Raw genomic sequence first — 24,460 nt, forward strand, 5'->3', positions numbered from 1 at the left:
CCGGCGATGCTCGCTGTACATAAAGTACAGCTGCGCTTCTCGGCCACCACTAGCTCCCGCTCGCTACGGTTTTGTCAGGCATCGTGACGTAAGTGTAAGAAGACAGCCGCCATGGTCACTGACCTGGCGGCTTTTTCATGCGTGGCGTGCTAATTAATAGACGACAGGATTGGGCAACGGCGATGGCGCCACCTTCGGCTGCACCACCGTTTCCGGCACGGCGGGCGCTGGCGGTTTCACGGCGACGGGCGCGGGCGGCGGCGCCAGGCGCGCGGGATCCTGCATGACGATGGTCAGAATCGATGGGTAGTCGAAGCCGGCGCCCGTGTTGCGATCGACGAAATAACCGACGCCCAGGGTCAGGATGACATTGCCCCAGACGCTGCCATTGAGCTTGGGGTCGATGTGGTCGTCCGTCGCGATGGCCGGTGAACCATGCTTGCGGCAGTCGACCCTCAACGGTTCCTGGCTCTTGCGGATGGTGATGCGTCCGGGCGTGGTGACAAACCACTTGCCCACGTCGTTGCTGAGGATGCAGCCGGCGCCCGTCAGCTCGCGGTTGTCCTGGATGGTTTGCACCAGCACCATCTGCTCGGTGTTGCCCGTCAGGGTGGCGCAGCCGCCCAGGCCAAACAGCAGCAGCGTCCTGGCGGCAAGGGCTGCAGACGATGGCATGCGCATGGGATGCTCGCTTAACGGACGGGAATCGGCTGGTCGCCGGGCACGGCGACGGCGGTGACGCTGTTTTTCGGACTGCCGTCGATCAGGCGGTCGGAATACACGAGGTAGACGAGCGCATTGCGCTTGCTGTCGACCATGCGCACGACGCGCACGTGCTTGAAGAAGATTGAGGCACGCTCGGTGAACACTTCTTCCTGGCGCGGCAGCTTGCCCTTGAATTGCAGCGGCCCCACCTGACGGCAGGCCACGGCCGCATCGGCCTTGTCTTCGGCCAGGCCGACGGCGCCCTTGATGCCGCCCGTCTTGGCGCGCGACAGATAGCAGCTCACGCCGGCGACGCGGGGATCGTCATACGCTTCGACGACGATCTTGTGGTCAGGGCCGATCAGTTTGAACACCGTGTCGACGGAGCCGATGGTTTCGGCATGCGCCGCGGCGCAGGCAAAACCCAGCACCAAAGCGGCAGGCAGCAATTTACGCATGAAGAAAATCCCGGGCACGCACGCAGGCGGCCATCAGTTGATGGGAGCGAAACGCTGGACCATGACGCCTTCGACTTCGATCAGTTGAAAAAACACGTCTTTCGGCCGGGTCCAGATGGAACCGTCTGCGGCGCGATAGACGATCATCGGCGTCAGATCCGCTTCCAGCGTGGCTTCGCACACCAGTTCGTAAATGCCGCCCTTGTAGTGCCGATAACGCATCGCCGTCCCCTCAAGCCGTTGAATCTTCGCTCTTGTCGTCGGCCAGCGCCTTCTGCTTCTGCTTCAGGCCCTGGATCACTTTGAGTATGCCTTCCATGCCGGCCGCGCCATCGGCGCCGCTGAAGGCGTCGAGCACCTCATTGAGCACCTTGTTGCGCACGGTCGCTTCATCGGAGGACATTTCCAGCGCGCGCTGGGCTTTCGCCGCCTTTTCGGCCGCGCTCACGCGCGGCTTGGCAGCCGTCTTGCCATGCGTCAGAGCAGCCTGCCAGATAACCCAGCGGCGCTGGGTCTCGAAAATCAGGTACTCATCCGGTTTGTCTTCTCTTCGCCGCACAATGTGGCCGTCACGCTGCGCCCACGCTTCAAATGCAGTTCGCATTTTCTTCCTTTGCAAATGCTACGCGCAAGTCTCACTATTAAAACTGCAACATTTCAAAATAGTACCATCTATTGATGTCGCAAAACAGTCTCATAGATACAGTACTGCAATTTATATAACAAGTCTGGCGGCGCCAGAGACGGAATTGACGCTCCGTCCCCGGCACAGTGGTCATGTAATCGGAATAGCAATTACAACTAATTACAACTGCTTCCTGTTCGGTTCCTAACTTGGCTGTAACAAAGCCGTATGACACAGTTGTTACATTGTGCCATTTTAGTAGTTTTTATCGCGTTTTAGCGAGAAACTTTACACCTTTGTCGCGTCAAACGGCAAGACGCAGCCCGCCACGCCAGCCACTTATGCCAAATCAAACATAGGGGTTGATCAATGATACACAAAAACATAATATTCATGCGCCACGATTGGTTAAATACAAATACTTTATTGGCACCCCTTTTTCGCTGCCAGTCAATAAAGCCATGCCCGGCAAGCGGGGCCGGACGCCATCGGCACGCATGCGGTAAGATTCGCGCCTATCGCCACCTATTCAAGCAAGGATTTTTCCCATGAAACTCGCCACCTGGAACGTCAACTCGCTCAAAGTGCGCCTGCCGCAAGTGCTGCAGTGGCTGACCGACAACCCGGTCGACATACTGTGCTTGCAAGAAACCAAGCTCACGGATGACAAGTTCCCCGTCGCCGAGATCGAGGCGGCCGGCTACCAGGTAGTCTTCAGCGGCCAGAAGACGTACAACGGCGTGGCCATCCTGTCGAAGCTGCCGATCACCGACGTGGTCAAGAACAATCCCCGCTATGAAGATGCGCAGCAACGCATCCTGGCCGCCACCGTCAAAGGCGTGCGCGTCGTCTGCGCCTACGTGCCGAACGGCCAGAGCGTCGACTCGGACAAATACGAATACAAGCTGGGCTGGCTGTCCGCCCTGCACGACTGGCTGGCCGAAGAAGCGCTGCAGCATCCGCAGCTGGCCGTCGTCGGCGACTACAATATCGCCCCCGACGACCGCGACGTGCACGATCCTGTCGCCTGGGCCGGCCAGGTGCTGGTCTCGGACAAGGAACGCGCCGCCTTGCAGCGCCTGTTCGACATCGGCCTGACGGACGCCTTCCGCCTGTTCGAGCAGGCGGACAAATCGTTCAGCTGGTGGGATTACCGTCAGTTGGGCTTCCGCCTGAACAAGGGCCTGCGCATTGATCATATCCTGCTCTCGCCCGCCCTGGCCGGCCGCTGCAAGGCCTGCGTGATCGACCGCGTGCCCCGCAAGTGGGAACAGCCGTCCGACCATGCACCGGTGATCGCAACGATCGACTAAGCAGGCAAGCGTTCCAACAGCGATTGCGCATTGGCAGCGGGTACCGGCGCGGAAAACAGATAGCCCTGCGCATAGCGGCAGCCATTCGCCTGCAACAGGGCGAACTGTTCTTCCGTTTCCACCCCCTCGGCCACGGCCGATAATTGCAGGCTGTCGGCCAGCGCGATGATGGCCGCCACGATGGCGCGGTCTTCCGCGCTGTGCTCGAGGTCCTTGATGAAGGCGCGGTCGATCTTGACCTTCTTCACGGGGAAGCGCTTCAGGTAGGCCAGGCTGGAATAGCCGGTGCCGAAATCGTCGATCGACAGGCGCAGGCCCATGCCATTGATCTGCCGCAGAATCTCCAGCGTATGCTCGCCGTGCTGCATCAGCGCCGTCTCGGTGATCTCGAATTCCAGCAGCGACGGATCGATGCCCGTTTCCCGCACCACGGCGCCAATCGCCGCCACCAGGCCCTTGTGCATGAACTGGCGCGGCGACAGATTCACCGCCAGTGGCACGGGCTGCAAGCCCTGGCGCCGCCAGGCCATGCTTTGCTCGCAGGCCTGGCGCATCACCCACTCGCCCACCGGCACGATCAAGCCATTTTCCTCCATGATGGGAATGAAGCGGTCCGGCAGCACCAGGCCGTGGCCCGGACGGCGCCAGCGCAGCAGCACTTCCATGCCGTGCAGGCGGCGCGTGGCGATATCGATGACGGGCTGGTAAACCAGCTCGAACTGCTGCAGCGCCAACGCCGTGCGCAAGCTGCTTTCCAGATCAAAATGCAGGGCCGCCGCCTGGTTCATCGTCTGCATGAAGAACTGGTAGTTATTGCGGCCATTGCCCTTGGCGTGGTACATGGCCGCATCCGCATGGCGCATCAGGGCGTCGACGTCGCCGCCATCGTCCGGATACACGCAGATACCGATCGATGGCGTCACGTGCAGCACATGACCGTCGAGCGGGAAGGCGGGCGTGAGCGCCTCGATGATCTTCTCCGCCACGCGCGCCGCTTCCTCGCCGCCGCGGATGCCCGGCACCAGCACGACGAATTCGTCGCCGCCCAGGCGCGCCACCGTATCGCTGGCGCGCACGGCGCCGCACAGCCGGGCGGCGACTTCCTTGAGCAGCAAATCGCCCGTCATGTGGCCCAGCGAATCGTTGATCGTCTTGAAGCGATCGAGATCGATGAACATCACGGCCAGCTTGCGCCCCAAGCGCTGCGACGCCAGCATGGCCCGTTCCAGCCGGTCCGACAGCAGCGCGCGGTTCGGCAAGCCCGTCAGGTTGTCGTGATAGGCCATGTGGTGCACTCGCGCCTCGGCCTGGCGCCGCTCGGCGATCTCGCCCTGCAGCAGCAAGTTGGCGCCGGCCAGTTCGGCCGTGCGCTCCTGCACGCGCAATTCCAGTTCGTCGCGCGCGCGGCGCACCGCCTCGGCAGCCTCGCGGCGCGCCGTCACGTCGTCGACCAGCCACACGGAGCGGCCATGCGCATGCGCCAGGTCGAACGGCCGGCCGGACAGGCGCGCCCAGAATCGGCTGCCATCCTTGCGCACCAGCTGGTATTCCGACATGTGCACGCGCCCCGCCTCGAAATCGCGCGCCGTCTCGCCGCGCGCCACCTTCCACGCGGCCACGTCCGGATACAGGGCCTGCACCGACAGGCCGTTGATCTCGCCCGGTCCATAGCCGAACAGCTCTTCCATCTTGCTATTGGCACGCAAATTGTAGCCGCCCTCTATCACCGAGATGCCCAGCACGGCGCTGTCGAGGATGGCCTGGTTTTCCAGCAGCGCGTTGCGCAGGGATTCTTCGGCGCGCTTGGCTTCCGTGCGGTCCTCGATGATCCAGATGGTGCCGGCGGCAGGGTCGTCCGGATTGACGACATAGGCGATCAGTTGCGCCCACAGAGTGCTGCCGTCGCGGCGCATCATCTCCACTTCCGTCTGGAACGGCTTGCCGACGGACAGGAAGGGAAACGCGGCCGCGCCCAATAAATCGTAGGACTGCTGCGACACGTACAGCGCGCGCCCGGGCAAGCCCAGCGCCTCGTCGCCGCTGTAGCCGAACATGGCGGCAAAGCCAAGGTTGTAGCGCGTGATCTGGCGGTTCTTGGTGTACAGGATGCTGACCGAGGCATTCGTCATGATGGCAGCCACCTCCATCTGCGCCTGGCGGCTGGCCGTGATGTCTTCGAGTATCCAGATGGCGCCCTGCTCGCTGTGCGTCTGGTCGACGGCCTTGGCGCGGATGCGGCACCAGAACAGGCTGCCGTCGCGGCGGCGGAACAGCGACTCGTCCTGCTCGTACGGCAAGCCCTGCCCCAGCAGCGGCGTGGCTTGCACGCCAAACTGCTCGTAGGCGGCGGGCGAGGGAAACAGTTCGGCGGCGGGCAAGCCCTTCATCTCTTCCTGCGCATAGCCGAACATTTCGGCGAAGCGGGGATTGCAGCGCAGGATCAGGCGCGAACGGGAAAACAGGATGCCGACGGAGGCATTGTCGAGAATGGCCTGCTGCTCGAGCATCAACTGGCGCGTCGCTTCCTCGGCCGCCTTCTGCGCGCTGCGGTCGTCGAACAGCCAGATCGTGTCGCGCAGCGCGCGGTCGGACTGGTTTTCCGGGTTCAGCACATAGCCGTAGGCCAGGGCCCAGAACGTGGAACCGTCGCGGCGGCGCATCTCCATCTCGCCCTGGAACGGCAAGCCGCGCCGCAACAGGGGGGCGGCCTGCCGCACGATGTTCTCGTACGCCGCGCGCGACGGGTACAGGTCGGCGACGGCCAGGCCCACGCCGCTGTCGCCATCGAAGCCGAAGCATTCGGCGAAGCGCCGGTTGTAGCGCAGCACGCCCTTGTCGCGCTGGAAGCCGATGGCCAGCGGCGCGTTGTCCATCACGGCCTGCATTTCCAGCATGGCGCGGCGCAGCTGGTCTTCATCGCGCCGGTGGTCGCTGATATCTTCGATGATCCAGACCGTGCCGTCATGCGTGTTGAGGGGATCGACGGCGCGCCCGTGCAAACGGCTCCAGAACAAAGTGCCGTCCTGGCGCCGCAATTCCAGCTCCGTGCGGTAAGGTTTGCCCTTCGAGAGCAGCGGCGCCGCTTCCAGTCCCAGGGCGCGGCAATGCTCGGCGGAGCGGTACAGCACCGCGCCCGGCATGCCCGTCAGCTGGTGGCGCGCATAGCCGAGCATCTCGGCGGCGCGGATATTGCATTCCTCGATGAAGCCGCCCTTGGAAAAGATGATGCCGACGGCCGCGCTTTCCAGGATGGCCTGCTGCTCCAGCATGGTCTTGCGCAAGGCTTGCTGGTCGCGCTGCTGCACGCGGATGTCGGCAAACACGAGGGTCGCACCCGGCAAGCCGTCGTCCACCAGCAGCGGCCTCGACCATACCTGCACGGCGATCGCGCCCGATACCCCTTGCAGACTGCTATCCCACTGCCGCTCGCGCCCGGCCGCACCGAGCGCGCCGCGCATCATGCTCGTGCTCGACGCGCGGTAGGCGTCCGTAAAGCAGTCGGCCAGCAGCCGGCCCGCGATATCCCTGCCCAGCAAGGCGTGCAAGGCGCCATTCGCCGCCACCACCATGCCGCAGGCATCGCAGGCGCAGGCCGGCAAGGCGATCAGCTGCAGGGCATCGGCGATGAAATCGGGACTGGTCGGTACGCGGTTCATGGACACCATGGGACGGTTAAGGACGAGATAAACATGTGCCTGGGCAATTATTCCTCCAAGCATCATGGTGCTGTCAGATCATAAACCAGTTTCCACGGGTTTTTTCATATTCCTTATTGGCAATATCTGAAACGCCACAGACCACTTGCAACGCGCCTGTTGCAACGCCGTTGCATGGCAAGAAATTGAAACAAATCGTTTAGAATAAAGCATGCGCCGCCCTCCCCAACCTCCACTCGACCACCGCGACAAACCCGTCATCTGGACCGTCTCCGTCTCGCGGCTGTTCGACCTGTTCCGCGACATCACGCTCGAATACGACGATCTGGCGACGATCGAACCGATCAACCTGGGCTTCGACGACGCCGTGCGCCACATCCGCGAACGCATGGCCACCGAGCGCTGCGACGCCGTCATCGCGGCCGGCTCCAACGGCGCCTACCTGAAAGGCCGGCTGTCGGTACCCGTCATCATCGCCAAGGCCAGCGGCTATGACGTGATGCAGGCGCTGGCGCGCGCGCGGCGCATCTCGCCGCACATCGGCGTCGTCACCTACCAGGATCCGATGCCGGAACTGGCCGAATTTGCCGCCACCTTCGGCTTCCAGATCGCGCAGCGCACCTACGCCACCGAGGAGGACGCGCGCGCGCAAATCAATGAACTGAAGGCGGCCGGCGTGAAAGCCGTCGTCGGTGCGGGCCTCGTCACCGACCTGGCCGAGGAAGCAGGACTGGCCGCTGTCTTCGTATATTCGGCCACGGCCATCCGGCGCGCCTTCGACGACGCGCTGGAACTGGCGCGCCTGACCCAGATCGAATCGACCCGGGGACGCCGCGCGGTGGTGGCCGACACCTTGCGCGCGCGCCACGGCCTGCACGATTTGCGCGGCGAATCGGAAGCGATGGAAGCGCTGCGCCAATCGGTGGTGCTGTATGCGCGCTCGCCGGCGACGGTGCTGATCCAGGGCGAAACGGGGAGTGGCAAGGAACTGGTGGCGCAGGCCATCCACCGCGAAAGCCCGCGCAGCCTGGGCGCGAACCGGCCCTTCATCGCCATCAATTGCGGCGCCATCGCCGAATCCCTGCTGGAGTCGGAACTGTTCGGCCACGAGGACGGGGCCTTCACGGGCGCGCGCCGGGGCGGCCATGCGGGCCTGTTCGAAGCGGCCAACCACGGTACCCTGTTCCTCGACGAAATCGGCGAAATGCCGCTGGCCCTGCAAACGCGCCTGCTGCGCGTGCTGGAAGAGCGTGAAGTGGTGCGCGTGGGCGGCACGCGCCCCATCGCCATCAATGTGCGCATCATCAGCGCTACGCATTGCGACCTGGAGCAGCGCATCCGCGAAGGCCGCTTCCGTGCCGACCTGTTCTACCGCCTGGCCGTGCTGCGCCTGCATTTGCCCGCCTTGCGCGAACGCGCCAGCGACATACCCGGCCTGGCCGAATGGTCGCTGAAAAACGCGCTGGCCGCGCTGGGCGCCCGTCCGCACCCAAACCTGCACGCGGAAATCCAGGCTTGCGCGCCGCTGCTGCGCCGCTACGACTGGCCCGGCAACGTGCGCGAACTGCGCAACCTGGCCGAGCGCCTGGCCCTGTTCCTGGCTGCCGAACCGCTGCAGGCGCTCACGCCCGCCTTCGTGCTGAGCGTGGCGCCGGAACTGGCCAGCGCTGCCGGCACGCCGGCACTACAGCCGGCGCCGGCAGCCGCAGCTGTCACTTCCGCGCCGCGCCTGGAAGAAGAAAGCGCCAGCGCCGTGCTGGCGCGCTTCGGCGGGCGCCGCGACGCCGCCGCCCATTACCTCGGCATCAGCCGCACCACCCTGTGGCGCCGCCTGCGTACCGGCTGATTTTTCACCCATACCAACAACACCATGGACGACTGGCCTCAGCTGCACGAGTTATGGCAACGCTGCACGACACACGGTGGCGCGAGCGGCAATCAGGGACTGGCGCGCGACCACCGCGACATCAAGGCGCTGTATGCGCGCGGCATTTCCATGGAAGACGCCATGCAGTTCCTGTTCCAGCAACGCCCTTCCCTGGAAGCCTTCCAGGCGTGGCTGGCTGGCCGCACGCGCGTGCGTCCGGCGCACGCCGCCAGCGCGCACCAGGACGTGCTGTCCGCCGCCGAGCTGCGCCATTTCGAGGAGCACGGCTACCTCGTGCAGCGCGGCGCCGTGCCGCGCGCGCAGTGCGAAGCTGCCCAGGCAGCCATCTGGGACTACCTGGGCGCCAGCCCCGATGATGCGGCATCGTGGTACCAGCCGCACCCGGGCAAGCGGGGCCTGATGCTGCAGTTTTCCGACCATCCGGCCCTCGAGGAAAACCGCCACAGCACGCATATCCGCCACGCCTTCCAGCAACTGTACGGTACCGGCACCGGCATCTATGCCAGCATCGACAAGGTGAGCTTCAATCCGCCGGAAACGCCGCAGCACCGTTTCCTCGGCAGCGCCCTGCACTGGGACGTCAGCCTGCAACAGCCGGTTCCCTTCAAGCTGCAAGGCATGCTGTACCTGAGCGACTGTCCCGCGCAACACGGCGCCTTTCACTGCGTGCCCGGCTTCCAGCATCAGATGGCCAGCTGGCTGCGGCAAGTGCCGCCGGGCCGCCAGCCGCGCGAATGGGCCGTCGACAATTTGCGGCCCGTGCCCGTCGAAGGCAGGGCCGGCGATTTCATCATCTGGCACCAGGCCCTGCCCCATTGCGCCACGCCCAACCGCGGCCCGGCGCCGCGCATGGTGCAGTACCTGACCTACCTTCCAGACCATTGCCAGGACCAGGATGTGTGGATCTGAACCACTCATCCCGCCCTGCGGCCGCTCATCCCGCAGCGCTGGCGGCCGCATGCACGCGCCGCTAGCATCGTCGTCAAGGAGGAACACATCATGAAACGAACGATGCAAAAACTGCTTTTACTCGGCACCTTGCTGGCGGGCGCCAGCCAGGCCGCCGCGCCTGCGGCCTTCACGGTTGACGTTACGGGCCAGGGCCGCCCGCTGATCCTGATTCCCGGCCTGGCGTCGTCGGGCGAAGTCTGGCAAGGCACGGTGGCGCGCCTGTGCGGTCCGCAAACCACACGCCAATGCCACGTACTGACACTGGCCGGCTTTGCCGGCGTGCCGGCCATCGAAGGCGACCTGCTGGCGCAGGCGGAAAAACAGCTGGCCGATTACATCGTGGCGAAAAAACTGAGCCAGCCGGCCATCATCGGGCATAGCCTGGGCGGCTTCCTGGCCCTGAAAATGGCCATCGACCATCCGCAGCAGACGGGCAAGCTGCTGATCGTCGATTCGCTGCCGGCGCTGGGTGCGGCACAGCTGCCATCGAGCACGCCGGAACAACTGCAAGCCATGTCAAGCCAGATGCAAGCGGCCATGCGGACCCAGGATGCGGCGACCACCATCGCCAGCCAGCGCCGCACGGTAAGCGGCATGGCCAGCGCGCCGGCCGATGTGGAACGCATCATCGGCTGGGGCCAGCGCTCGGACCCCGAAACGGTGATCAAAACCATGGGCACCTTGATTGCCAGCGACCTGCGCCAGGACGTGGCGAAAATAAAATCGCCGACCCTGGTGCTGGGCACCTGGATCGCCTACAAGGATTACGCGCCGCGCGCCGCCATCGAAGCGACCTTCCAGCAGCAGTATGCACAATTGCCCGGCGTGCAGATCGCGCTGGCCGACACGGCGCGCCACTTCATCATGTACGACCAGCCGGACTGGATGGTTGCGCGCATCGAACAGTTCCTGGACTAGGCGGTGAACCTACCCTTGCACCGGCCGCCGCTGCTGGCCAGGATCAACTGGTACTGGACCTTCCAGCTAGCCGGCTGGGGCGCGCTCGCCCTGTTCAACAGCGTATATGGCGGCTCCTCGCAGCTGCGCATCGTCGTGACGATTGCCTGCTGGGGCTCGCTGGGCGGGCTGCTGCTGTCGCACCTGTGGCATGGCGTCCTGCAGCGGCGCGGCTGGGTGGCGAGCGGCATGCGCTGGACGCGCGTGCTGCCATCATTATTGCTGTTGGCCGCCATCCAGACGGCCAGCGTGACGGTGGCCTTCCACGTCATGTACCCGCCCGGCACCATCAGCGGCATCGCCTGGCTGCCCGGCGCGCTGCTGTTCTGGTTCGGGGTCTTCCTGACCTGGACGGTGTTTTACTTCACCACGCTGTCGCTGCGCCGCGCCGCCCACCTGGAAGCGGAAACCCTGCGCCTGCAGCTGCATGGACGGGAAGCGGAACTGCGCGCCCTGCAGGCGCAAGTCAATCCGCATTTTTTCTTCAACAGCCTCAATAGCGTGCGCGCGCTGATCTTCGAAGACCGCGACGCGGCCGCGCACATGATCGATCAACTGGCCAACCTGATGCGCCATGCGCTGCAGTCGGGCCAGCACGCGACGGTACCGCTGGCGGCCGAACTGGACGCCGTGCGCGCCTACCTGGCCATCGAGCAGATACGCTTCGAGGAGCGCCTGCGCGTCAGCTTCGACATCGCACTTGGCGTCGATCACGTGCGCGTGCCGCCCATGGCCGTGCAAACGCTGGTGGAAAACGCCGTCAAATACGGCGTGGAAGCGAGCGCCGGTGGCGGCGACATCCGCATCGCGGCGCAGCACAACGCTGGCATGGACACGCTGCGGATCGAGGTGGCCAACACGGGCCAGCTGCGCGGCGCGTCCGGCTCCACGGGCATCGGCTTGCGCAATGCGCGCCAGCGCTTGCAACTGGCCTGCGGCGAGCGTGCCAGCCTGGCCTTGCGCCAAGAGGCGGGCTGGGTGTACGCCACCATCGACTTGCCGGAGCAGGCATGAACGGATCGCCGCTCAAGGTGCTGCTGGTCGACGACGAGCGCCTGGCGCGCGCCGAGCTGCGGCGCCTGCTCGAGCCGCATGTGCAGCACGGCGCCGTGGAGATTGTGGGCGAGGCGGCCAGCGCGGCCGACGCCGTCGCGCAGATCGGCAAGCTGCGCCCCGACCTGCTGCTGCTCGACGTGCAGATGCCGGGTGGTTCCGGCTTCGACCTGCTGGCAGCCCTCGACGAGGCGCCCGACGTCATCTTTTGCACGGCCTTCGACCAGTACGCGCTGCAGGCGTTCGAGGTCAGCGCCCTCGACTACCTGCAAAAACCCGTGCAGGCGGCGCGCCTGGCCACGGCGCTGGCGCGCGCCGGCGCGCGGGCGCAAGCCGTGCCGCCGCCCGCGCCGCGCAAGGTCTTCATCAAGGATGGGGAACGCTGCTGGTTCGTGGCGTTTGACGATATCCGCCTGCTGGAATCGGAAGGCAACTACACGCGCGTGCATTTCGGAGAACAGCGTCCGCTGATGCTGCGCACCCTGAACCAGCTGGAAGAAAAGCTCGACCCCGCCCAGTTCCTGCGCGCCAACCGGCGCCAGATCGTCAACCTGGCGCAGGTGGCGCAGCTGGCGCCGAACGCCGCCGATGGCCTGGCCCTGCACCTGCTGGATGGCAGCGTGGTCGAGGTGTCGCGCCGCCGCGCGCAACACTTCAAGGCCGCCTGCGGCCTGTAGCGGGACTACTTCAGCGCGGGGATCGGCTGCGCCTGGAATGCGGGACGCGGCTGCTCCTTGAGCTTTTTCGCCAGCATGTCGAGCGCCACTTCCAGCTGGCGGTCGGCACCGTTGAAGGTGGCGTGCGGCGGGTTTTCCACCTCGACATCCGGCACCACGCCCACGCCTTCGATCAGCCACTGGCCGTCGATGCCGAACTGGCCGTTTTCCGCCACGCGCGCCATGCCGTTGTCGGCCAGGCGCGTATTGTCGCTGAGCCAGACGCCGGCGCCGGCCGTGCGCTTGCCCACCAGCGGCGCCAGTTTCAATGCCTTGATGCCGGCGGCAAAGGTCTCGCCATCGGAATACGTGAGTTCATCGACCAGCACCACCAGGTGGCCGCGGAAGGTATTCTGCATGTTCGACGACGGCTGCACGCCCGGCGGTGCCCAGTAGGCCCAGGCCTTGCGCAGCAGTTTTTCAATGATCCAGCTGTCGATATTGCCGCCGTTATTGCGCCGCACGTCGATGATCAAGCCTTCGCGGTTGACGTTGGCGTAGAAATCGCGCGCGAACGAGGCAATGTCATTGGCGCCCATGGCGCGCAGGTGCAGGTAGCCGATGCGTCCCTGCGAGGCCGTGGCCACCTGCTCGGCGCGGCTCAGTTCCCAGTCGCCATAGCGCAGGGCCGTCTGCTTCGCCATGTTAACGGGCGTGACGATGACGGCGCGCGGCGCGCCCTTGCCACGTTTGACCTGCAGCAGCACCTGCTTGTCGGCCTGGTTCAACAGCAAATCGCTGATGTCGCGCGCGGCCAGCACGTCCTTGCCATTGACGGCCGTGATCACGTCGCCCGCCTTCACATCCACTTCGGGCCGCGACAGGGGGGCGCGCGCCGACGGCAATTCCGCTTCGCTGCGGTAGACATGCTCGACCCGGTAGCCCTCGCTGGTGCGCGCCAGCACGGCGCCGAGGCCCGCCGGCGTACCTTCCTGCTCCGTGCGGCGCAATTCGCCGGGACGGATCTGCGAATGCAGGGCGCCCACTTCGGCCACCATCATGCCCAGTACGTCATTGAGTTCGGCGCGGTCCGTGACCCGCTCGACCAGCGGCGCATATTTGTCGCGCGCCGCCTTCCAGTTCACGCCGCGCATCTTCGCGTCGTACAGGAAGTCGCGGTGCAGGCGCCAGGCGTCGTTGAACATCTGTTTCCATTCCAGGCGCGGATTCGACACGAACGTCCAGTCGTCGACCTTGACCCTGGCTTTCGACAGGTCGGTCGGCAGCTTGGCGCCCGCCTCGATCACCAGCATCTCGCCCGGGCCGGTGGCCGCGGCGCTGGTTGCGGTCCTGTAGTACAAATGTTTTTTATCCTGCGCCAGGTCGAATTCGCGCACATTGGCCACCAGCAATTCCGGCTTCGAGCCCGCATTGCCTATGGCAAGCGTCTTCAGGCTGGACTTGTTCTCGCCGCTGTCGCGTTCGAGGAAATACAGGCGCTTGTCGTCCACAGCCAGCGCGCTGTAATTGCCCGCCGCCAGCGGCACCTCATACAGTCGCTCGGCCAGGCCCTCGCTGACGATGGCCGGCAAGGCGGCCGGCGCCTTTTTCACGGCGCCCTTGCCGCCCGCCTTTTCCAGCGCTTTTTCCGCCGCCTGTTCGGCCGCCTTTTCATCGTCCGTCTCGGCCGGTTTCACTCCCGGACGGCTCAGCTCATCGTCGGGCTGGAACGGGAAGCGGTTGCCCGGCTGCAGCGCCAGCGCATACACGCCGATGCGCTTGTCGAACACGGGTCCCATGTTGCGGTCGCCCCACGGCGAGCCATTGGCCAGCTGGAAGTTGCGCGCCGACAGGAAGTACAACCACTTCCCATCGGGCGAAAACACGGGCGAACCGGAGGTATAACGGTCGCTGGTGACGAATTGCAGCTGTTTCGATGCAAGGTTATACAGGCCGATCTGCTCGCGCTGCTCGTTGCTGGCCACGCGCACGATGGCCAGGTTGCGGCTGTCGGGCGACCATTGCACTTCGTCGTGCTTGTCCACGCCCGCCTTGCCCGCATCGTCGATCAGCTGGTTGCCCCTGGTCGCCAGGTCCAGCAGCCAGAAGCGGCCCTTTTTATCCGTGTGGGCCAGCCAGCGCCCGTCCGGCGACGGATACAGTTTCCAGCGGTGATTATCGCCCTGCGTCGTCAGCTGCTCGCCCTTGCCCGAGCCATCGGCGGCGTATTTCCAGATTTCATTCTCTCCGCTCGTGTCGACGATGGCGAAGACGGATTTCTCGTCGCTGGAAAAGACGGCGTCGCGCGCCCTTGCCCCATCGGGAATGGCGATGTCGACTCGGCGCAGGCTGCCCGTGCCGGCGATGCTGACCTTGCCGCGCGCCGTGAGGATGATGCGCTCATCCTTGCCGGAGAGCTGCACGTTGGAGAGGGTGTCGAGCGGCGAACGGATCTGCCGCGCGCGCTGCTGGTCGAAGTCGGATACGAGGCTGATCGGCAATGGCGATGAGTCCGTCCCTGTCGCCAGGTCCAGCACCTGCAAATCAGCGCCCAATTGATACACGATCTTGCCATCGCCCAGCTGCGCATTGCGCACGTCCCACTGCGTGTGGGTCGTCAAGGCGCGGCGGTCGGAGCCGTCGGGCAGCATGCTCCACAGATTGTCGCTGCCGCCCGCGTCGCTGATGTAATACACGCGGCCCTGCCACCACATGGGGCGCTTGTTGTTGCCCGCCAACACGGCAGGCTCCGTATGCATGCGCACGGCTTCGCTCTTGCCATCGAGCTCATAGCGCCACAGGCTGGCATGCGCGCCGCCCCGGTAATTGCGCACATTGTCGTTGGTCATCGCCAAGCCGAAACGCGTGAAGAACAGCGTCTTGCCCGCGTCGTCGAGCACGGCGTCATTGGCGTCGGCCACGGGAAACACGCGCCGCGTCTGCTTCACGGGATCGATGGCGGCAACGATGCGGCGCGAAGCGGGACCGTCCGTATTTTGCGTGCTGACCAGCACTTCGCCCTGCGCCGTCCAGCCCAGCACCAGCACACCGCCATTGTCATACGAAATGCGGCGCGGCAAGCCGCCGGCCGACGGCATCACATACGCTTCCTGCGCGCCTTCGTAGGCGGCGGAAAAGGCCAGCCATTGGCCATCGCGCGAAATCGCCGCATTCGTCTCATAGCCGGGATGCGTGGTCAGGCGCTGCGCCGCGCCACCGCGCAGATTGCTTTTCCACAAATCGCCTTCGGCCGTGAAGACGACGGTATCGCCGCGCACGGCGGGAAAGCGGAAATAGCTGCCGGAAGGCGCGGCGGCAGCGTCAGCCAGCAGGCCGGCGGACAACAGGAGCAAGGCAAGAGTGCGGGAAATTTTCATGTGGGCATCCAGATAGCGGTCAGGGCGATGAGGCGGCATGGACATCATGTCGATACCGGACAGCAATTCTGGCATAACTACGACCAAAGAAAACCTTCTTTATTGCCCACAAAAACGTAAAAAAACCCGCGCCACTTGCGTGGGCGGGTTTTTCGTTGACGGCAGAAAGTTTATTCGACTTCCACCGTTTCCGGCGCAGCCGTCGGCGCCGCATCTGGCGGTTCCGGGAATTCCAGCAAGACCTGATCCTTGTCGTCGAGATCGACGGTGACGCGTCCACCGGTGACCAGGCGGCCGAACAGCAACTCGTCGGCCAGGGCCTTGCGGATCATGTCCTGGATCAAACGCGCCATCGGCCGCGCGCCCATCAGCGGATCGAAGCCTTTCTTGCCAAGGAAAGCACGCAGCTTCTCGGTAAACACGGCTTCGACCTTTTTCTCGTGCAACTGCTCTTCCAGCTGCATGAGGAACTTGTCGACCACGCGCAGGATGATTTCCTGGTCCAGTGCGCGGAAGCTGATGGTCGCATCGATACGGTTGCGGAACTCCGGCGTAAACATGCGCTTGATGTCGGCCATCTCGTCGCCAGCCTGCTTCGAGTTGGTGAAACCGATCGATGTCTTTTGCAAGCTTTCCGCGCCCGCATTGGTCGTCATGATGATGATCACGTTGCGGAAATCGGCTTTGCGGCCATTGTTGTCCGTCAAGGTGCCATGGTCCATCACTTGCAGCAGGATATTGAAAATGTCCGGATGGGCTTTTTCAATTTCATCGAGCAGCAAGACCGCATGCGGCTTCTTGGTGATCGCTTCCGTCAGCAGACCGCCCTGATCGAAACCGACGTAGCCCGGCGGCGCGCCGATCAGACGGCTGACGGCGTGGCGTTCCATGTATTCCGACATGTCGAAACGGATCAGCTCGATACCGAGGATGAAGGCCAGCTGTTTCGCAACTTCGGTCTTGCCGACGCCGGTCGGACCGGAGAACAGGAAGGAGCCGATCGGCTTGTCCGTCTTGCCCAGGCCGGCACGGGCCATCTTGATGGCCGAAGCCAGCGCGTCGATGGCGGGATCTTGCCCGAAGACGACATTGCGCAAGTCGCGGTCGATCGTCTGCAGCTTGCTGCGGTCGTCCTGGTTGACCGTTTGCGGCGGAATGCGCGCGATCTTGGCAATGATGTCCTCGATCTCGGCCTTGCCGATGGTTTTCTTCTGCTTCGACTTCGGCAAGATGCGCTGCGCCGCGCCCGCTTCATCGATGACGTCGATCGCCTTGTCGGGCAGATGGCGGTCGTTGATGAAGCGCGCCGCCAGTTCGGCCGCCGTCGACAGGGCCGAGGCCGAGTATTTCACGCCATGGTGCTCTTCGAAACGCGACTTGAGGCCGCGCAAGATCTGCACGGTTTGCTCGACGGTCGGCTCGTTGACGTCCACTTTCTGGAAGCGGCGGGAGAGTGCATGGTCTTTCTCGAACACGCCGCGGAATTCCGTGTACGTGGTCGCGCCGATGCACTTCAACTGGCCGTTGGCCAGCGCCGGTTTCAGCAGGTTGGACGCATCCAGGGTGCCGCCCGACGCCGAGCCCGCACCGATGATGGTGTGGATCTCGTCGATGAACAGGATGCCGTTCGGATTGTCCTTCAACTGTTTCAGCACGGCTTTCAGCCGCTGTTCGAAGTCGCCGCGGTATTTGGTACCGGCCAGCAAGGCGCCCATGTCCAGCGAATACACGACGGCATTCTGCAGGATTTCCGGCACATCGCTTTGCGTGATGCGGTAAGCCAAGCCTTCGGCGATGGCCGTCTTGCCCACGCCCGCCTCGCCGACGAGCAGCGGATTGTTCTTGCGGCGCCGGCACAGGATCTGGATCACGCGGTCGACTTCTTCCTCGCGACCGATCAGCGGGTCGATCTTGCCTTCGGCAGCGGCCTTGTTCAGGTTTTGCGTGAACTGGTCGAGCGGGCTTTCCTTCGGCTGGCCGTCGACAGGCGCTTCTTCCACGCCTTCGGAGGCTTTCGCGCTTTCCGTCGACTGGTCCTTGCGCACGCCGTGCGAAATGAAATTGACCACGTCCAGGCGCGTTACGCCCTGCTGGTGCAGGTAGTAAACAGCATGCGAATCCTTTTCGCCGAAGATGGCCACGAGCACATTGGCGCCCGTGACTTCCTTCTTGCCGTTCGAGGCGGACTGGACGTGCATAATGGCGCGTTGGATCACGCGCTGGAAACCAAGCGTCGGCTGGGTGTCGACTTCGCCCGTGCCAGGCACGGTCGGCGTGTTATCGCCGATGAAATTGGTGAGGGTCTTGCGCAGGTCTTCTATATTGACCGCGCAGGCACGCAACACCTCGGCAGCAGAGGGATTGTCCAGCAGTGCCAGCAGTAAATGCTCAACCGTGATGAATTCGTGCCGTGCCTGCCGAGCTTCGACAAACGCCATGTGCAAACTTACTTCTAATTCCTGCGCAATCATACTTCCTCCATCACGCACTGCAGGGGATGCCCCGCCTTGCGCGCATGCGTTAAAACGAACTCCACTTTGGTACACGCTATATCTTTAGAGAACACGCCGCACACTCCTTTGCCGTAGCGATGAACACTGAGCATGATTTGCGTCGCCGTTTCACGGTCCTTGTTGAAATACTCCTGAATGATGGCCACCACGAATTCCATCGGGGTGTAGTCGTCATTGAGCAAGGCCACCTGGTAGAGCGGTGGCGGCTTCAGCACTTGCCGCTCCAGCAGGGTTTCTGTGTCGTGCTTGGTTGCCATACGCTTATTCTAATGCTTTCACAGTGGTTGTCATGCGCAATATCTACGCCTTTCCAATTGTTTTCAATCTTACGCGTTTTCTTAATAGTGCGCAGATGGCGACCTTGCCGTCAAAATCAAGAGTTGCTTTTTTGGTTGTCGTGAAGAATTTGGCAATATCGATGGAAAAGCGCTTGACTTCATTATTTATTCCGCCAACAATGCTGTATCGACTGTTGCAGGAATGTACAGCTTGATAAGAAGTGAGACGTCGAGGAGGGGGCAAGAAGCTTCTTGCTTTTATGGCTCGTGTGATTTGTTTTAATTTTGAAAGTTCTTTTTATGGCAACAGGTACAGTTAAGTGGTTCAATGATTCCAAAGGTTTTGGCTTCATCACTCCAGATGATGGCGGCGAAGATTTGTTTGCTCATTTCTCCGCAATCAACATGAACGGTTTCAAGACCCTCAAAGAAGGTCAAAAAGTTCAATTCGAAGTCACGCAAGGCCCTAAAGGCAAGCAAGCTTCCAACATCCAAGCAGCCTAAGCATCGCCGGCCCTCAGATGTGAAAAACCCCGTTTTCGAACGGGGTTTTTTTTCGTCCGCAGGGCGCGCAGCGCCCTGCCCTCCATTACATGTGCTCGATCATCACCTCGCCGAAACCGGAGCACGACACTTGCGTGGCGCCCTCCATCAGGCGGGCGAAATCGTAAGTAACGCGCTTCGAGGCGATCGACTTTTGCATCGAAGAAATGACCAGGTCGGCCGCTTCCAGCCAGCCCATGTGGCGCAGCATCATTTCCGCCGACAGGATCAGGGAGCCGGGGTTGACGTAGTCCTTGCCCGCGTATTTCGGCGCCGTGCCGTGCGTCGCTTCGAACATGGCGACGGAGTCCGACAGGTTGGCGCCCGGCGCGATGCCGATGCCGCCCACTTGCGCCGCCAGCGCGTCGGAAATGTAATCGCCGTTCAGATTCAGGGTGGCGATGACGCTGTATTCGGCCGGACGCAGCAAAATCTGTTGCAGGAACGCGTCAGCGATGGAATCCTTGACGATGATGTCGCGGCCCGTCTTCGGATTCTTGAACTTGCACCATGGACCGCCATCGATCAGCTCGGCGCCGAATTCCTTTTGCGCCAGCGCATACGCCCAGTCGCGGAAGCCGCCTTCCGTGTACTTCATGATGTTACCTTTGTGCACGATCGTCACGGATGGCTTGTCATTGTCGATCGCATACTGGATGGCTTTGCGCACCAGGCGCTCCGTGCCTTCGATGGACACGGGCTTGATGCCCAGGCCCGACGTGGCCGGGAAGCGGATCTTGGTCACGCCCATTTCATTGACGAGAAAATCCATCAATTTCTTGGCCTCAGGGGAACCTTGCTGGTATTCGATGCCGGCATAGATATCTTCCGAGTTTTCGCGGAAAATCACCATGTCCGTCTTTTCCGGCTCTTTCACGGGCGATGGCACGCCCGTGAAGTAGCGCACGGGGCGCAGGCAGACGTACAGATCGAGCTGCTGGCGCAGGGCCACGTTCAGCGAGCGGATGCCGCCGCCAACGGGCGTCGTCAGCGGGCCCTTGATGGACACCACGTAATCCTTGAGTACTTCCAGGGTTTCTTCCGGCAGCCACACATCGGGGCCGTACACATTCGTCGATTTTTCGCCCGCATAGATTTCCATCCAGCTGATCTTGCGCGCGCCGCCGTAGGCCTTGGCCACGGCCGCGTCGATCACCTTGATCATGACCGGGCTGATATCGATGCCCGTGCCATCGCCTTCGATGAAGGGAACGATGGGATTATCTGGTACATTCAGCGAAAAATCGGCGTTGACGGTGATTTTTTGGCCGTCAGCAGGTACAGTGATATGTTGATACATCGTGATCTCCGAAGTGGGACACACCGCTGGCGGGCAACACAGGCCGGCGACGCGCTCTGCGGTTGCAGAGTTTACAAAAACAAAGTCCGAACAGGGCGGCAACAACGCACTTTAGCAGGGAAAGAACACCCGGGCCATCCGCATTACCAAAGAACCGCATCGCCATAGTCTTCTATAAGACATAAGACTAACATTCCACATTATGCACCAGTATCTTACAGGGCGCCACGCTTTTGCGGCGCCGACCAGCAGCCACCATCGTTTGCATCCATTTAGCCAGCATGCCACTCATACTCTTCAATAAACCATTCCAGGTCCTGTGCCAGTTTTCGCCGCAGGAGGGCCGCACCACCCTGGCCGACCATCTCACCATCCCCGGCATCTATCCGGCCGGCCGGCTTGACGCCGACAGCGAAGGCTTGCTGCTGCTGACGGACGACGGCCGCCTGCAGCACGAGATCAGCCACCCGGACCGCAAGGAAGCGAAAACCTACCTGGTGCAGGTCGACGGCGTGCCCGATGCGGCCAGCCTGGCGCGCCTGCAGGCGCCGCTGGACCTGGGCGACTTCATCACCAAGCCGTGCAAGGCCGTGCGCATCGCCGAGCCGGACTGGCTGTGGCCCCGCAATCCACCGATCCGCGCGCGCGCCGACAAGCCGACCTCATGGCTGGCGATCACATTGAAAGAAGGAAAAAACCGGCAAGTGCGGCGCATGACGGCGGCCGTCGGCCTGCCCACCTTGCGCCTGGTGCGCAGCGCCATCGGCCCGTTCTCGCTGGCCAGCCATCCATTGATGCCGGGAGAATGGTGCGAAGTGCCGGCCGAGAACATTGGCAAAGCGTAAACAGGCCAGGAAAAGACGGCTGCGACGCTAAATTTTGCCAATAAGAATTATTTATTTTTAGATAATGCATTAAAATCATCTGACCTTAACATGACGGAAAAGGAAAGATGATGAAAAAAGTAATGTTAACCCTGACCGCATCCCTGCTTGCCGGCGCCGCACTGGCCCAGTCGGGCGCCCAGGTGCACGCTTCCGCCGCGACCGATGCCGCCAAGCCGCCACCGGCATCGGCAGCAAGCCACGCCTCGGCCGCCACCGACGCCAGCAAGCCCGTGCCGCCGGCATCGGCCTCCATCAACGCATCGGCTGCAACCGATGCGCCGCGCCTGATTCCCCAGGCGCGCAAGACGAAGCAGCCAGCCGCTGAAGGCAAGCCAGTGAAGTAAGGGCGGTTCCCGGAATTACGACGGCGAGCATGTTGCTGTAACCCCACGCTTTCAGCGCGGCCAGGCAGCATGCTTGACCAGGCAGCCGCCAGCATGGCTTAATCGCCGCTTCACAGCCACTGTCTCGCCCCATGAAAAATTCCCTTTGCCGTCTCAGCCTGTCCATCGCCCTGTTGTCTTGCGCCAGCATGGCCCAGGCGCAAACCAGGAGCTTGCAACTGTCGGCCGGCATGCATTTGATCCAGGCGGAAGTGGCCGCCACGGAAGAGCAGCGCGAACAGGGCTTGATGTACCGCGAAAAGATGCCGGCCAATGCAGGCATGCTGTTTGTCTTTGGCAATCCATCCACGCAATGCATGTGGATGAAAAACACGCCGCTGCCCCTGTCCGTGGCCTTTATCGACGCCAGCGGCAAGATCGTCAACATCGAAGACATGCAGCCGCACACGCTCGACAGCCATTGCTCCACGAAGACCGTGCCCGTGCGCTATGCGCTGGAAATGAATCTGGGCTGGTTCAAGCAAAAGAACATCAAGCCGGGCATGAGCATCGGCAACTTGCCGGCGGCACGCTAGGGCGTGACGGCGGGCCGCTAGCGGACGCGGCCTTAAAAATCAGAGTGAAAACGCGAAAAAACCCGCCAGAACGAATCTGCGGGTTTTTGCTTTTCAACCAGTGCCAGCGTACCGGCACAGGCAAGGCCACCGTGGTGGCTTGCCTGCTGGCGAATATTAAGCGGACAGTGCTTTCAAAGCAGCTGCCAGACGGCTCTTATGGCGAGCTGCCTTGTTTTTGTGGATGATCTTCTTGTCAGCGATACGGTCGATGGTCGACACGGATGCTTGGAAGATTGCAGCAGCAGCTGCCTTGTCGCCGCCCTGGATCGCTTTGCGAGCAGCTTTGATAGCCGTGCGCAAGGTCGAACGTTGGGACGAATTGTGTGCGTTTTGCTTAACTGCTTGACGAGCGCGTTTGCGCGCTTGTGCGGTATTTGCCATGGAATTTCCTAAAACAGGGTCAAAGTGCGTTTGCAAACATTAGTGTTTGCCAACCGGTGCGTTCTGTGCGTCTGCCGAACCATGTGTGCCAAACCAGTGCCTGTCAAACATTAGTGTCTGCGTAACAGAATTCTGTACAGCCTTCGATTATAGCGATATTTTCAAGCGGGAGCAAATCAAAAAACCGTGTATCACGCCAAAAACACGTGAAAATGAGGCCGGCAAGGGCGAATCGGTGGCAATTGTTACCATATTTTAACCGTTTTCCAGTACCGCTCCCGGCTATAATCTGCCCCCATGAACTTGCTTAAAACCCTCGCCGCCATCTCCAGCATGACCATGCTGTCCCGTGTAACCGGATTATTGCGCGAAAGCCTGTTCGCGCGCGCCTTTGGCGCCGGCGCCTACACGGACGCCTTCATTGTTGCCTTCCGCATCCCCAACCTGTTGCGCCGATTGTTTGCAGAGGGAGCGTTCTCGCAAGCCTTCGTGCCGATCTTGTCTGAATACAAGAATCAGCACGGCCAGGAAGCGAGCAAGAAGCTGGCCGATCATGTGGCCACCACGCTCGTCTGGGCCACCTTGCTCGTGTCCGCCATCGGCATCGTCGGCGCGCCCTGGTTCGTGTATGTGATCGCCACGGGTCTCTCCAAGGACCCGGGCGCTTTTGACGCGGCCGTGTGGATGACGCGCTTGATGTTCCCTTATATTACTTGCATGTCGTTCGTGGCCCTGGCCGGCGGCATTTTGAATACCTGGCGCGAATTCAAGATTCCCGCATTCACGCCGGTGCTGCTGAACCTGTCGTTCATCGCCGCCTCGCTGTTCCTCGCGCCCTATTTAAAACAGCCGATCTACGCCATGGCCATTGCCGTGTTTGCCGGCGGCCTGCTGCAGGTAGCCATCCAGATTCCCGCGCTGATCAAGATCGGCATGCTGCCGCGCCTGTCGATCAATCCCGCCATCGGCCTGTCCGACGGCGGTGTGCGCCGCGTGCTGAAAAAGATGGGACCGGCCGTGTTCGCCGTCTCCGCAGCGCAGATCAGCCTGATGATCAACACGAGCATCGCGTCACGCCTTGCCGAGGGCAGCATTTCCTGGCTGTCGTATGCGGACCGCCTGATGGAGTTCCCCACCGCCATGCTGGGCGTGGCCCTGGGCACCATCTTGCTGCCCAGCCTGTCGAAAGCGAACGTGGATGGCGACAAGATGGAATACTCGGCCCTGCTGGACTGGGGCTTGCGCCTGACTTTCCTGCTGGCCCTGCCCGCTGCCGTCGGCATGGCGACCCTGGCCACGCCGCTGATCGCCACCCTCTTCCACTACGGCAAATTCACGGCCGAATCCGTGACCATGTCGACGCAGCCGCTCGTGGCCTACAGCCTGGGCCTGATCGGCATCATCCTCGTCAAGACTCTCGCGCCCGCGTTCTATGCGCGCCAGGACATCCGTACGCCCGTGAAAATCGCCATCGGCGTCTTGATCGCCACGCAGCTGATGAATCTGCTGTTCGTGCCCTACATCGCCGTGGCCGGCCTGGCCCTGTCGATCGGCCTGGGCGCCTGCCTGAACGCCACTTTTCTCTACTGGGGCTTGCGCAAGCGCAGCATCTACCAGCCGAAACCGGGCTGGGCCAAGTTCTTCCTGCGCCTGCTACCGGCACTCATCGTGATGGGCGGCGTGGCGTATGTTGGCGCCGTGCGCATCGACTGGATCGCCATGCAAGCCCATCCGTTGCTGCGGGCCGGCGCGCTGGCCCTGGTGGTGGCCCTGTGCGGCGTGGCGTACTTTGCCACGCTATTACTGGTCGGCTTCCGCTTCCGCGACTTCAAGCGCCACGCTTGACCAGCTGCGCAGGACGTTGTTGCCGGCGTCTCGCCGTACTGGCGTACTGTCTTCGACTTGGCGCCTGGTCCTGCGCAGATGATCCAGACGAAAAAAAACCCGCCGAAGCGGGT

General features: G+C 62.7%; 21 protein-coding genes. 11 read left to right on the forward strand and 10 right to left on the reverse strand.

Annotated elements, in window-relative coordinates:
* Positions 1-153 precede the first annotated feature (153 nt).
* Genes GYK42_RS10755 through GYK42_RS10770 form a run of 4 tightly spaced genes read right to left on the reverse strand, consistent with a single transcriptional unit; the run spans position 154 to position 1,767 of the window.
* Entirely contained in the window at positions 154-675 is a 522-nt protein-coding gene (locus GYK42_RS10755; protein WP_200969037.1) for a hypothetical protein, read from the reverse strand.
* A gap of 17 nt (positions 676-692) precedes the next feature.
* Positions 693-1,163, reverse strand: a complete 471-nt coding sequence (locus GYK42_RS10760; RefSeq protein WP_058049645.1) for a CreA family protein — start codon at positions 1,161-1,163, stop codon at positions 693-695.
* Positions 1,164-1,196: 33 nt separating this feature from the next.
* A complete protein-coding gene (locus GYK42_RS10765) occupies positions 1,197-1,385 on the reverse strand; it encodes a DUF1653 domain-containing protein (RefSeq protein WP_034782199.1) in 189 nt (62 codons plus the stop codon).
* A gap of 10 nt (positions 1,386-1,395) precedes the next feature.
* Positions 1,396-1,767, reverse strand: coding sequence for a hypothetical protein (locus GYK42_RS10770; RefSeq protein WP_034751548.1), 372 nt, complete (start codon positions 1,765-1,767; stop codon positions 1,396-1,398).
* A 569-nt stretch (positions 1,768-2,336) separates the two neighbouring features.
* Between GYK42_RS10770 and xth the strand changes: the two genes are divergently transcribed.
* On the forward strand, positions 2,337-3,101 hold the full coding sequence (xth, locus tag GYK42_RS10775) for an exodeoxyribonuclease III (RefSeq protein ID WP_166447512.1): 765 nt from the start codon (positions 2,337-2,339) through the stop codon (positions 3,099-3,101).
* Here the strand turns inward: xth and GYK42_RS10780 are convergent.
* On the reverse strand, positions 3,098-6,757 hold the full coding sequence (locus GYK42_RS10780) for a sensor domain-containing protein (RefSeq protein WP_166447513.1): 3,660 nt from the start codon (positions 6,755-6,757) through the stop codon (positions 3,098-3,100). The two genes, xth and GYK42_RS10780, sit on opposite strands and share 4 nt — an antisense overlap.
* Positions 6,758-6,968: 211 nt before the next feature.
* On the opposite strand from GYK42_RS10780, the gene prpR reads away from it, so the two are divergent.
* The 5 genes from prpR (at position 6,969) to GYK42_RS10805 (ending at position 12,283) form a co-directional block, all read left to right on the forward strand.
* On the forward strand, positions 6,969-8,603 hold the full coding sequence (prpR, locus tag GYK42_RS10785; RefSeq protein WP_166447514.1) for a propionate catabolism operon regulatory protein PrpR: 1,635 nt from the start codon (positions 6,969-6,971) through the stop codon (positions 8,601-8,603).
* 24 nt (positions 8,604-8,627) lie between these two features.
* A complete protein-coding gene (locus tag GYK42_RS10790) occupies positions 8,628-9,554 on the forward strand; it encodes a phytanoyl-CoA dioxygenase family protein (RefSeq protein ID WP_166447515.1) in 927 nt (308 codons plus the stop codon).
* Positions 9,555-9,644: 90 nt separating this feature from the next.
* Positions 9,645-10,514, forward strand: coding sequence for an alpha/beta fold hydrolase (locus tag GYK42_RS10795; protein WP_166447516.1), 870 nt, complete (start codon positions 9,645-9,647; stop codon positions 10,512-10,514).
* A 3-nt stretch (positions 10,515-10,517) separates the two neighbouring features.
* Complete coding sequence (locus GYK42_RS10800; protein WP_346768081.1) at positions 10,518-11,567, forward strand: sensor histidine kinase; 1,050 nt, start codon at positions 10,518-10,520, stop codon at positions 11,565-11,567.
* A complete protein-coding gene (locus GYK42_RS10805; protein ID WP_166447517.1) occupies positions 11,564-12,283 on the forward strand; it encodes a LytR/AlgR family response regulator transcription factor in 720 nt (239 codons plus the stop codon). The genes GYK42_RS10800 and GYK42_RS10805 overlap by 4 nt, the downstream gene beginning before the upstream one ends.
* Positions 12,284-12,288: 5 nt before the next feature.
* Here the strand turns inward: GYK42_RS10805 and GYK42_RS10810 are convergent, their stop codons facing one another.
* The 3 genes from GYK42_RS10810 to clpS all read right to left on the reverse strand — a co-directional run bounded on the left by GYK42_RS10810 (position 12,289) and on the right by clpS (position 18,409).
* On the reverse strand, positions 12,289-15,639 hold the full coding sequence (locus tag GYK42_RS10810; protein ID WP_166447518.1) for a S41 family peptidase: 3,351 nt from the start codon (positions 15,637-15,639) through the stop codon (positions 12,289-12,291).
* Positions 15,640-15,809: 170 nt separating this feature from the next.
* Positions 15,810-18,110: an ATP-dependent Clp protease ATP-binding subunit ClpA gene (gene clpA / locus GYK42_RS10815; RefSeq protein ID WP_034751575.1), complete on the reverse strand. Its 2,301-nt coding sequence runs from the start codon at positions 18,108-18,110 to the stop codon at positions 15,810-15,812.
* Complete coding sequence (clpS, locus tag GYK42_RS10820; protein WP_034751577.1) at positions 18,107-18,409, reverse strand: ATP-dependent Clp protease adapter ClpS; 303 nt, start codon at positions 18,407-18,409, stop codon at positions 18,107-18,109. Before clpS ends, clpA begins: the two co-directional genes overlap by 4 nt.
* Before the next feature lie 321 nt (positions 18,410-18,730).
* On the opposite strand from clpS, the gene cspE reads away from it, so the two are divergent.
* On the forward strand, positions 18,731-18,934 hold the full coding sequence (cspE, locus tag GYK42_RS10825; protein WP_010395943.1) for a transcription antiterminator/RNA stability regulator CspE: 204 nt from the start codon (positions 18,731-18,733) through the stop codon (positions 18,932-18,934).
* A gap of 85 nt (positions 18,935-19,019) precedes the next feature.
* Here the strand turns inward: cspE and icd are convergent, their stop codons facing one another.
* Positions 19,020-20,273, reverse strand: a complete 1,254-nt coding sequence (gene icd, locus GYK42_RS10830) for an NADP-dependent isocitrate dehydrogenase (RefSeq protein WP_046682579.1) — start codon at positions 20,271-20,273, stop codon at positions 19,020-19,022.
* 281 nt (positions 20,274-20,554) lie between these two features.
* Here icd and GYK42_RS10835 point away from each other — a divergent pair, with 281 nt between their 5' ends.
* The 3 genes from GYK42_RS10835 to GYK42_RS10845 all read left to right on the forward strand — a co-directional run bounded on the left by GYK42_RS10835 (position 20,555) and on the right by GYK42_RS10845 (position 22,079).
* A complete protein-coding gene (locus tag GYK42_RS10835) occupies positions 20,555-21,118 on the forward strand; it encodes a pseudouridine synthase (protein ID WP_166447519.1) in 564 nt (187 codons plus the stop codon).
* Positions 21,119-21,240: 122 nt separating this feature from the next.
* Entirely contained in the window at positions 21,241-21,504 is a 264-nt protein-coding gene (locus GYK42_RS10840) for a hypothetical protein (RefSeq protein ID WP_166447520.1), read from the forward strand.
* Between the two features lie 131 nt (positions 21,505-21,635).
* The gene (locus GYK42_RS10845; RefSeq protein WP_166447521.1) at positions 21,636-22,079 is read left to right on the forward strand and encodes a DUF192 domain-containing protein; all 444 of its coding nucleotides are present in this window, start codon (positions 21,636-21,638) and stop codon (positions 22,077-22,079) included.
* 156 nt (positions 22,080-22,235) lie between these two features.
* Here GYK42_RS10845 and rpsT read toward each other — a convergent pair whose 3' ends face one another.
* The gene (gene rpsT, locus GYK42_RS10850; RefSeq protein WP_010395935.1) at positions 22,236-22,502 is read right to left on the reverse strand and encodes a 30S ribosomal protein S20; all 267 of its coding nucleotides are present in this window, start codon (positions 22,500-22,502) and stop codon (positions 22,236-22,238) included.
* A gap of 297 nt (positions 22,503-22,799) precedes the next feature.
* Here rpsT and murJ point away from each other — a divergent pair, with 297 nt between their 5' ends.
* On the forward strand, positions 22,800-24,347 hold the full coding sequence (gene murJ, locus GYK42_RS10855; RefSeq protein WP_166447522.1) for a murein biosynthesis integral membrane protein MurJ: 1,548 nt from the start codon (positions 22,800-22,802) through the stop codon (positions 24,345-24,347).
* Positions 24,348-24,460 lie beyond the last annotated feature (113 nt).

The sequence above is a fragment of the Janthinobacterium lividum genome (assembly GCF_011601275.1).
Lineage (GTDB): Bacteria > Pseudomonadota > Gammaproteobacteria > Burkholderiales > Burkholderiaceae_D > Janthinobacterium > Janthinobacterium lividum_E.